Raw genomic sequence first — 9,793 nt, forward strand, 5'->3', positions numbered from 1 at the left:
AGGCCAAAGAAAAATCGATAAATTAATTCGCACTAGGTAATTTTCTATGTTTCAAATTGATCTAAACCATACACACAACGCTTAATTCCAACATGATCCGCCCTGTTCCCGGAGGTATGGAATACTTTCCTTAAAACTCTTTGCAGAATTTTTGATAAATTTCCTTTTTTTGCTTGCAAAAGAGCAATTCATCTGTTAAAATGGTGACTGTTGATAAAAGGAGGTGCTATTCATGGCTAAATGTGCAATCTGCGATAAAGGAGCTCATTTCGGAAACAATGTGAGTCATTCCCATAGAAGATCCAACAAAATGTGGAAATCTAACGTTAAATCCGTCAGAGTAAAAACAACTGCCGGCGGAGCAAAGAAAATGTATGTATGTACTTCTTGTTTAAGATCCGGAAAAGTTGAAAGAGCGTAAGTAATATCGTATGCCCCCGTAGAATGCGGGGGCTGTTTTTTTATCTTCAAGACAGATAAATTACAAGCGGGAAGCATGCCAGGTGCACACTTCCCGCTTATCTGCAAAACATATGATATCCGCACAGCAGACATATGACTGCCATTGCGATCACAATAAAATTCTCTGTAATAAGGATACCAAGAACCATGCCCACACCAATAAAAAACAGCATAAAACCAGTTAGCTTTCCCACTCCTGTCTGCTCATTTCCTGTTTTTTATTACAGTATATGCATGAAATCTAAATGGAATACTACTCTTCTTTCCCGTCTGTATCCTCAGCATTGCCTGCACCTGGCGCAAAACGGTTCACAAAATCCGGCACCATATCCAGAACCTTGGTAAGGCCATCCTGATTTTTTACGTTTACAAGTTTGGTGCTTCCATTCTGGATCACAAGCACTGCACAGGGAGACATCTTTCCGGCAAGACCTCCGCCGCCATTGTTCTTCTTGTCCCCTTCAAAAGCTCCGGCTCCCACGCCGAAGGATACATCGACCAGAGGAAGGATAATGGTATCACCTACATGAATGGCATCGCCAACCACTGTTTTGGCCGATACAAAGCCATCCATTCCTTTAAATAATGAATTCACGGTATCTTTGAAATTATTCTCTTTCTCCATGTTTTACCTCCTTATGTCTCCATCGGTGGATGACGTATTTTATATTTTTATTGAAATAAAGCTCTGCTGCTGTTTTGAGAACTACAATTCCATAAATCCTTCCCTTTAACAGGATCTCTCCCTCAAGAACATTTTCATCATCAAAAAGGGGCGCTACTTCGATCTTGTTTTTATGAAAAGGAATTGTCATTCCTAATACAGCCAATACCATACCTGTAACTGCCGGATCTTCATTGCCAAATGTGATCTTTCCGGTGATCCTTGTCGGAAGCACATGATAAATCAGTTTTTTTGCATTTTTCCACAGAAAGGAAAGAGCCTCTCTGGTTCGGGGATGGTCTAAAAATTCCTTCCACCAGTTTATCTTATCACAGAAATTTCGGATTGTTAATGCAAGACTTTGCATTTTTTTCAGAATCCTTTTGGGGATTCCAAGAAAATTCTGTACGATTCGGATCAGATTTCCAACTGCAGTTTTTATTCTTCCCACTATATTCAAAATTAAATCTGCAATCTTTGTCCGAAGCTTCTTTTCATCTTCCGATTCTTCCGATATTTCTTCGGAAATCGATATCGGCTCCATTATTACATTTTCCAAAATTTCATTTATATCTTCAACAGTATCTTCCTGAGGCTCAGACATTTGCAACTCTGCGGTATCGTTCTGATTTTCGTTTTTTGATGTCTTTTCATGGCTTCTGGAAGCCTCTGCCTGTTTTTTGGCATTTTGATTTCCGGAGTTGGAAAGAGCTCTTGGTTTCTTTTTTTTACGAAACAGATTTTTTAATTTTTTCAACGGAATCCCTAAAAAACATATTTTTGTTTTCAGAACGCCCTGCTCCCAGAATACCTGTGCAGATATTATATGAAGCAACCAGCTCACTTCACCGGTAGCATGTATTTCACGAAGACTATCCGTACGGTCTTTTTTTAATTTTCCTCTGTATCTGATCGGACAGAATAAAAGAAGCAGCAGGATCAGAAAGATCAGCCCGATCAGAATCCCCAGAAGGATCAATATCCATTTTATTATCAGCCATAATATATGCAGCATTGGTTCACCTGTTTTTCAGATATTCTTTTATTTTAAAATTTCCAGTTTCGGTATAAACCTGTTCGATCATATCCTGTACCATCTGTATAGCACCGGATTTTCCTCTAGCCATTCCAACGATCAAAGGACAGGTGGCTCTGGCGCTTCGCTGTACAAGCATGCCTGCGGGAAGAATTTCCAAAATATTTCCGGGATTATCAGACAAAGTAACAACGTAGATATCCGGCACGAATTTACCAGCAGTGATCCTGGTTCTTATTCTAGTAGGATTTTTTACATCATTTCCTATGTAATAGTTTTTCATCCATTTCAGCAATCTGCCCTCACCTCCGTTATAATGCCAAACAGGGCTGCGTATGTACACAGCCCTGTCCTGTTGTTAAAAATACTTCTGCTGTTTCGCCCAGACGCCCTCACTTCGCATTTCCAGATACTCCTGATAGGCCTGTTCCACGATATGCTTCTCGTTGGAAAAACGGAGAAGATGATAGATCTCATGAAACTTATAGTATCCGGAATCTACAAAATATTCCTCTCGCTGGGGTTTGCTATGATAATTATCAGCTATCATGAGATACCAGTGTACCTCTTTCATTACCACATCCTCCGGAACGGTGAAATTATACTGGCTCTTACCGATATATTTCACGATAGAGGCCCGAACACCTGCTTCTTCCATTACTTCACGTAAAGCAGTCTGTTCAAAAGTCTCTCCTTTTTCTACAGTTCCTTTGGGAAGCACCCATCCTTCATAACGGTTCCTGTAGGATTTATACAATGCCAGGATCTTACCCCGATGAATTACCACACCGCCACAGCTTGTTGCTTCTATCATATTGCAATCCTCCTGTAATGCGTGTGTCTTTTGCACTGGCTATAGTATACCTCTTTTTCACCTTATAGGCAAGGGGCAAGAAGCAGATACTGTTCTCAATTTAATCGAAATAATATGCATCAAAAACATCGGCCGCAATGGGAACTGCCGCTTCACTTCCGGTTCCGCCGTTTTCCACGATCACTGCAATGGCGATATCCGGATCATCTACATTAGAATAACCCACAAACCAGGAATGACTGGAGCCATTTTCATCAAACTCCGCAGAACCGGTCTTTCCGGCAACAGTATATCCTCGTCCGTTCAATGCGGAAGCCGTACCGTTTTCAACTACATTTTTCATTAGTTTTCCAAGAATATTGGCTTCATTTCTTGTCATCAGACGTTTGTATTCTGTTTTTTCTGTTTCCCTGACCGTATCACCGGAATTATTCACGATCTTATCGATCATGGTTGGCTTCATCAGTACACCATCATTGGCGATGGCACTTGTGATCAATGCCATATGCATCGGAGAAACAAGAGTGTTACCCTGGCCGATCGAGGTCTGCATCACAAGTGCATTCGGAGAATCTTTATCAAGGGTAAAGCGACTGGTTTTATAGGAATTCAGCGGAAGCGCCCTATTAAAGAGCAGATCCTCTGCAGTACTTTTCAGAGTATCTCCTCCCAGACCAAGTCCCATATCTGCAAATGCACAGTTACAGGAATGTGCAAATGCGGAATAAAAATCCTCCTGTCCATGTACTGCACCATTGTAACACTGGATCGTGTGGTCATCCACTGTGATACTTCCCTGACACAGATAGGAATATCCCTCCAGTGATTCCTTTTGTCTGAAATAATCCAGTGCCGTGACGATCTTAAATGTTGATCCCGGAGGATAAGCTCCATTGGTTGCACGGTTTAAAAGGCTGCTGTTACTTTCATCATTAACAAGGGTATCCCAGTTCTGTGCGATCGTGTTCGGATCAAAATCCGGTTTGCTCACCATAGCCAGGATACGTCCGGTGGATGGCTCCAGTACAACTACCGCTCCTCTGCGGTCTCCCAGAGAATTGTATGCTGTTGTCTGAAGATCTGCATTCAGACTGGAGATCACGGTATCACCCTGATTCTTTTTTCCCAGGAATTCATTTTTCATCTGTTCCAGAAAAAATGAATGGGAGGTGAGAAGCTGGAAATTTGCTTCCGATTCCAAACCGCTCTTACCATTGGTATCATATCCTACTGCATGTGCAAAAATATTGGAAAACGGATACGTTCTCTCTTCTGTTCCATCTTCATACACATTGGTCTGTGCCAGGACCTCACCATCCGAAGACTGGATACTTCCACGTACTACCCGGTCCGAAAATGTATCCTGACGGGTGTTGTACGGGCTGTTGATAAAATCTTCGCTTTTTATGGCGTCAAAATAGACCAGATATCCGATCAGACTGACAAAGATCAATATAAAGAAGGCCGATACAAAGGTTAAAGGCCGGTTCTTTTTTCTACGGAGTCTGGCGATTTCTCTTTCTCTCAGGCGTTGCTCTCTTTCCTCTTCTTTCAATCGTTTCTTTTCGCTGCGTTTCAATTTGTTCGTCCTCATCTTCCCTCAGAATATACAGTCCCTGAATGATCGCAAGCATCAGGATGGTACACATGACAGAACTGCCTCCGTAACTCACCAGCGGAAGTGTAACTCCTGTCATTGGAATAAACTTGGTTGCACCGCCGATGGTCAGAAATACCTGAAAAGCATATTCTGTTCCGAGCCCCAGTGCGATCAGTTTATAAAACGGATTCCTGATCTTTAGTGCAATAGTAACGATCATCAGAAAAAAGCTTGTGCATACAAGAATCAGGCAGATGGCAAAAATGCCACCCAGTTCCTCACAAATAGCACTGAAGATAAAATCATTTTTTACGACCGGAATCTTCTCCGGAGAGCCCTGACAAAGTCCCATTCCAAACCAGCCTCCGGTTCCGATCGCAAACAGAGACTGCACGATCTGATAACCTTCATTTTGATAGACAGCCATCGGATCCTTCCAGGCACTGACTCGCTGACGGACATGTCCAAAAAGATGATATGCGATCACCGAACCAAAGCATCCTCCGCCAAGTCCCAGAAATAAATAGCTCGGATTTCTGGTTGCCACATAGATCAGTACAAGGTAGGTGACAAAAAAGATTACTGCACTACCCAGATCCCTGGAAAGAACCAGGATCCCTACATGGATCACTGCAACGATCGTAGCCAGTACTACTTTGCGAAAATCCACCTTGGTACACAGAAGTGATGCCATAAAAAATACGAAGGTTATCTTGATCACCTCGGAAGGCTGAATTCCCATAAGAGAAAGCTTTGCACCGTAGCTTGTGCTTGCCAGAACAAGAACTGCCGCCAGAAGTACAATACCAATTCCGGCATAAGCCCATGTAAGATCCTTTAAAAATTTCATTTTTCGTATCATTACCGGTATCACCAGTGATACTGCACTACCTGCGGCCACGATCAGAAGCTGCTTAGTTGCAGACGGAAGTGAAAGCCGGCAGAGCATGATAAATCCTACGCTCAGGAGCATACACATATTATTTAAAAGAAGCAGCGATGCATTCTGATAAATAATTCGATAAAGGATCTGGATCGCTGCAAAAAAGATCATCATTTCGATATAGAACAGGATGACCCTGAAATCCATGCTTTTTAAATAGATCACAAGAAATGCTGTAAAATCAATAAAAAAGATCATGGTCAGCTGCTGATGGAGCAGTTCTCTCTTTTCTTCCTCATCCTGCCGCCACACCATATAAAAACAATGAAAGGTATAGACGATCATCAATGTGAGGATCACATACTTAGATAATTCTGTAATTACATTAATCATACACTTTTACTCGGCTCCTCTTTTAAAATGGCCTTTTGTATACCTGCGTCCGGAAGGTTTTCCGTTTTCCTGATAAACCGTCCGGAATTCTTTCAGGATCGCTTTTGCTTTCTCTGGCTCTTCGATCGTAAATGCCAGTCGCAAAGAGTGAAGGTTCAGTTTTTTTACCTGATCTTTTTCACCCGGAAGTCCGTAAGGAATGCTATTATAAATGATATTATAACAGTATTTTGCTTTTTCGGAGATGTTTTTTCCCCATGGATCACAACTGCATTTTACCGGAAATTCACTGTTATAGCGGTCTTTCAGATAAGCCGTCTCATATTTTCCTGTACATCCGAAAAGATTCTTCCTTACACACTGCGCGGAAAGCATCAGTGGGATATAACCATATAAAAGCAGCTCCGAAGAAGTATTATCTCTGTGTTTCAGTTCACCCTCATTCAACTCAAGGGGGACTGTATTTCGAAGAACTCCCTCTTCCCGCCAGAAATCAACACTCTGATCATTCCAGGTATACATGGATGCATCCAGGATACATTTTTCGCCATATCCCATTTTTTTCAGTACGGCGTAAGATTCCAGGTTTCTTACCAGAAAGCCCTTCATACCCTGCTCCAACCATTTTTGAGCTGATCGAAGCCACTTTTCGGGGATTTCTCCGCGATGGATATGTGGAGTAGAAAGATATAATTCACTGCTTGCAGCAAGTTCCGGTGAAAAATATTTTTCCATAGTATCAAAAGGAAAATAAAAACCTGTAATCCCCGGTTCGTTCAAAAGTACTTCCGCAGTATCCGAACGTTCACAGGATACATACACAGGCAGGCTGTCTGTTACCCTTCTGTGGCAGGCAGCCTGATCCTTAGATTTCGTCGGCTGCTTCGTAACCTGTGCTCTCTTCTGACATCCGATCAGTGCTTCTCGCAGCTGACTCAGAGCATCTCTTCGTACTTCATTGAGAACTTTAACCGGAACAAAAATCCTTCCATTTATTTCAATGTTCAGATCCTCCCACTGAAAATCTGTATTTCCCAGTTTCTCCATCTGCTGACGGATCCTCTGTTCTTCCATTGGCTGATTTTTAGCAAACTGTACCTCACCGCCCATAGCAGTTACTGTCTGGCCCTTGCAGGTTATTTCCAGTATAACAGGACTTTCAGGAGAAAGTATTAAATTCCCATGAATTTTTTCTTTTATTTTTCTGATCTCCGGCTGGATATTACCGGATTTTTTTTCATTGGCAAAAGCCATCATTTCCGGCCCGCGATACATATCATAGTATCCTTTGCAGGATCCTCCCCGACTGAAAAGCTCAAGAAGATACTTCCGATCGTTTTCCTGAACGTGATATTCTTTTCCACTTAAATACATATCCAGATATTTTCGATATACTGCCGTGACGCCCGCTGTGTACGCCGGCTGTTTCATACGCCCTTCGATCTTCAGAGACATAACACCCGCCTCCAGGATATCCGGAAGAATATCCAGAGTGCAGATATCTTTCAGGCTTAATGCACAAAAATCCTTGTCTCCTTTATATTTTCTGTGATCCATGGTTACACTGTAAGGAAGCCTGCATGGCTGTGCACAGCGGCCACGGTTTCCGCTTCTTCCACCGAAAATACTGCTCATCAGACACTGGCCGGAATAGCTGTAACAGAGAGCTCCATGGATAAAAGTCTCTATTTCCAGAGGACTTGCCTTATGCATGGCAGATATCTCTTCCAGGGAAAGCTCTCTGGCCGGAACCACACGCGTTGCTCCCTTTTCCTCCAGAAACCGCATTCCCTCCGGTCCGGTTACTGTCATCTGTGTGCTTGCGTGAATATCCAGATCCGGAAAATTCCGGCGTATAAAAGAAAATACTCCCAGATCCTGTACGATCACCGCATCCAGCCCTGCCTCATAATACGGAAGCAGATATTCAAACAGCTGATCATCCAGTTCACGGTTCTTCAAAAGTGTATTCACAGTAAGATATAATTTACGGTTATGGATATGTGCGGTCTCAATGGCAGTGATCAGCTCTTCCTGGGTGAAGTTCTGCGCATAAGCTCTTGCTCCAAAAGCCGGTCCCCCTACATATACCGCATCAGCCCCGGCACCAATAGCTGCCTCAAAGCTTTCATAAGAACCTGCCGGCGAGAGCAGTTCTGTTATCATATTTTTCACAGTATTCCCTCATCTCCCATCTGTTAATCAATCCGATGACCATAAAACAAAAGAGGATTACCGAAGCAATCCCCCCTCCTTATTTAAGCAGTTCATCAAGTTCTTTCTCCAGCTCCTTCACCTTACCGTCCAGAAGATTCTTCTGTTCCTGAGCTTCCTGTTCTGCCTTCTTCGCCTCTTCAATCTGCATTTTCAAAGAGATCAGTTCATGTTTCAGATCATACATCTCCTGGTCTTTCTGCTGCAGATCCTGTTCAAAAATCTCCGCCTGTTTTTTTGCCTTAAAATAATCATCTGTAATATTCAGACTGAGCAGTGTATGCTTGGTCTCCATGGCCTGTCTGGAGTATCCCGGCATCTGACTCAGCTCACTGATCTTATTATTCATATAGGCTGCAACCTTCTGAAAATATTCCTCGGACTCATACCCGCCCAGAGTAATGATCTTTCCATCGATAACAACCTGTGCTGTATTCTTTACCGCCATTCGTAAAGCCTCCTGAATTTATCTGTTACTGGTAATTTCCTCAATAACATTCCTCTGCATTGCCGGTCTTACAACCCACAATTTCTTTTATTATAACTGATTCCCGCAAAAATGTATAGAAGTTTTTCTATTATTTTGTCGATAAATCAGGACGAGGATATCCAAGATGGGTATATGCCAGCACGGAAGCCATTCTTCCACGTGGAGTTCTGTTAAGGAAACCTGTCTGCAAAAGATAGGGTTCATACACGTCTTCCAGTGTTCCGGAGTCTTCTCCGATCGATGCGGCAAGTGTTTCAAGCCCCACGGGGCCGCCCTGAAAATTCAGGATCAAGGTCTGGAGAATGCGGCGGTCTGTTTTATCAAGGCCATACTGATCTACTTCCAGAAGATCCAATGCGAAGCAGGCAACATCGTAGGTGATCACACCATTATACTTCACCTGGGCGAAATCACGTACTCTCTTCAGAAGACGGTTGGCCAGACGGGGGGTTCCTCTGGAACGCTTGGCGATCTCGGCAGCTCCATTGGGTTCGATTTCCACGCCAAGCACCTGAGCGGAACGTAGAATGATCGTCGTCAGTTCTTTTTTATCATAAAACTCCAGTCTCTGTGTTACGCCAAAACGATCACGAAGCGGCGCGGAAAGAAGACCTGCCCTCGTTGTTGCACCTACCAATGTAAACTTCGGAAGATCCAGACGAATGGAACGGGCGGATGCTCCCTTGCCGATCATGATATCGATAGCAAAATCTTCCATTGCCGGGTAAAGAACCTCTTCTACCTGTCGATTCAGTCTGTGTATCTCATCTACAAACAGCACATCTCCTTCCTGAAGGTTGTTCAGGATCGCAGCCATTTCGCCTGGCTTTTCAATCGCAGGACCTGATGTTACCTTCATATGTGTTCCCATCTCATTGGCAATGATCGCGGAAAGTGTAGTCTTTCCCAGCCCCGGAGGTCCATAAAACAGCACATGATCCAGTGAATCATGACGCTGCTTTGCTGCTTCGATATAAATTTTCAGGGTATCTTTTGTTTTCTGTTGACCAATATACTCATCCAGACTCTGAGGCCTTAAATTTCCCTCCAGGGAAAAATCCTCTTCTGTAACATCTGTTGTAATGATCCTGTTCTCCATTTGCTATGCTCCGTTCTATTTCATTTCAGTGCGAGCATGTTTGCTCTTACTCACGGCGGTGACATGCTCCCACCACTTAAATCTTACGATTTTGAAGTGGGGGCTTCCTGCTCGATTACCCTTTAGGGCAAAGCTAAA

General features: G+C 43.1%; 11 protein-coding genes. 1 reads left to right on the plus strand and 10 read right to left on the minus strand.

What is annotated here, in order from left to right; translation table 11 throughout:
* Positions 1 to 232 precede the first annotated feature (232 nt).
* Positions 233 to 421: a 50S ribosomal protein L28 gene (gene rpmB / locus GPK58_RS11105; RefSeq protein WP_015524898.1), complete on the plus strand. Its 189-nt coding sequence runs from the start codon at positions 233 to 235 to the stop codon at positions 419 to 421.
* Between the two features lie 97 nt (positions 422 to 518).
* On the opposite strand, the gene GPK58_RS11110 is transcribed toward rpmB, so the two are convergent.
* The 10 genes from GPK58_RS11110 to ruvB form a co-directional block, all read right to left on the minus strand.
* Complete coding sequence (locus GPK58_RS11110; protein ID WP_173740860.1) at positions 519 to 656, minus strand: hypothetical protein; 138 nt, start codon at positions 654 to 656, stop codon at positions 519 to 521.
* 59 nt (positions 657 to 715) lie between these two features.
* On the minus strand, positions 716 to 1,087 hold the full coding sequence (locus GPK58_RS11115; RefSeq protein ID WP_015524896.1) for a GerW family sporulation protein: 372 nt from the start codon (positions 1,085 to 1,087) through the stop codon (positions 716 to 718).
* Positions 1,071 to 2,141: a DUF2953 domain-containing protein gene (locus GPK58_RS11120; protein ID WP_215638654.1), complete on the minus strand. Its 1,071-nt coding sequence runs from the start codon at positions 2,139 to 2,141 to the stop codon at positions 1,071 to 1,073. The genes GPK58_RS11115 and GPK58_RS11120 overlap by 17 nt, the downstream gene beginning before the upstream one ends.
* Positions 2,142 to 2,145: 4 nt before the next feature.
* The gene (locus tag GPK58_RS11125) at positions 2,146 to 2,457 is read right to left on the minus strand and encodes a hypothetical protein (protein WP_110103921.1); all 312 of its coding nucleotides are present in this window, start codon (positions 2,455 to 2,457) and stop codon (positions 2,146 to 2,148) included.
* 63 nt (positions 2,458 to 2,520) lie between these two features.
* A complete protein-coding gene (locus tag GPK58_RS11130; protein WP_015524893.1) occupies positions 2,521 to 2,976 on the minus strand; it encodes an NUDIX hydrolase in 456 nt (151 codons plus the stop codon).
* Positions 2,977 to 3,076: 100 nt separating this feature from the next.
* Positions 3,077 to 4,570, minus strand: a complete 1,494-nt coding sequence (locus tag GPK58_RS11135) for a peptidoglycan D,D-transpeptidase FtsI family protein (protein WP_173776248.1) — start codon at positions 4,568 to 4,570, stop codon at positions 3,077 to 3,079.
* Positions 4,473 to 5,852 (minus strand): FtsW/RodA/SpoVE family cell cycle protein, encoded by a 1,380-nt coding sequence (locus GPK58_RS11140; RefSeq protein ID WP_215638655.1) that lies wholly within the window; start codon positions 5,850 to 5,852, stop codon positions 4,473 to 4,475. Before GPK58_RS11140 ends, GPK58_RS11135 begins: the two co-directional genes overlap by 98 nt.
* A 6-nt stretch (positions 5,853 to 5,858) precedes the next feature.
* Positions 5,859 to 8,018 (minus strand): peptidase U32 family protein, encoded by a 2,160-nt coding sequence (locus GPK58_RS11145; RefSeq protein ID WP_021651505.1) that lies wholly within the window; start codon positions 8,016 to 8,018, stop codon positions 5,859 to 5,861.
* Positions 8,019 to 8,106: 88 nt separating this feature from the next.
* Positions 8,107 to 8,514: a cell division protein ZapA gene (locus GPK58_RS11150; protein WP_015524889.1), complete on the minus strand. Its 408-nt coding sequence runs from the start codon at positions 8,512 to 8,514 to the stop codon at positions 8,107 to 8,109.
* 130 nt (positions 8,515 to 8,644) lie between these two features.
* A complete protein-coding gene (ruvB, locus tag GPK58_RS11155; RefSeq protein ID WP_015524888.1) occupies positions 8,645 to 9,655 on the minus strand; it encodes a Holliday junction branch migration DNA helicase RuvB in 1,011 nt (336 codons plus the stop codon).
* Positions 9,656 to 9,793: the final 138 nt, after the last annotated feature.

It is taken from the genome of Blautia sp. MCC270, from assembly GCF_018785605.1.
Lineage (GTDB): Bacteria > Bacillota > Clostridia > Lachnospirales > Lachnospiraceae > Blautia_A > Blautia_A fusiformis.